Below are 558 nucleotides of genomic sequence, written 5' to 3'. Positions count from 1 at the left end.
GGGCGGTGTTCGTGGGCACGGGTGCCCGTCGCGTCGACCTGCCGACGTATGCCTTCGAGCGTGAGCGGTACTGGATCGTTCCGGAGTCGCAGTCCGTGAGCCGGAAGGGTGAGGGGGCGGACTCGGTCTTCTGGGAGGCCGTCGACCGCGAGGACGTCCCCACCCTGGCAGCGGCGCTCGAGCTGTCCGATGAAGCGTCACTGCAGCAAGTGATCCCCGCGCTCTCCTCGTGGCGGCGCAGGAACCAGAACTCGTCCCTGATCGACAACTGGCGGTACCGGATCGAGTGGAAGCCCCTCTCCACGGTCCGGCCGTCGCCGCTTTCCGGCACCTGGATCGTCGTCGTACCGACGCACCGTACCGGCGGCGACGGCCCGGCCTGGCTGTCGCTTCTGGAAGCGCGCGGCGCACGGTTCGTGCGCGTCTCCGTCGATGCCACCGCCGATCGCCGAACCGTCGCCGACCTCCTCCGGGAGGCCGTCGGCTCGCAGGACATCACCGGTGTGCTGTCGCTGCTGCCCCTCGGCGAGGACGGCTGCTCGCTCCCCGATGCCCGTA

The 558-nt window shown here is 70.3% G+C and carries 1 protein-coding gene; it reads left to right on the top strand.

Annotated elements, in window-relative coordinates; genetic code table 11:
- Window positions 1-558, top strand: a 558-nt coding sequence (locus AC3EQ1_RS31345) for a hypothetical protein (protein WP_432097690.1), incomplete at both ends; no start/stop codon positions are given.

Source organism: Streptomyces sp. bgisy100 (assembly GCF_057709105.1).
Note: the sequence above shows the minus strand (reverse complement) of the source record. Positions and strands in the feature narration are given on the sequence as shown.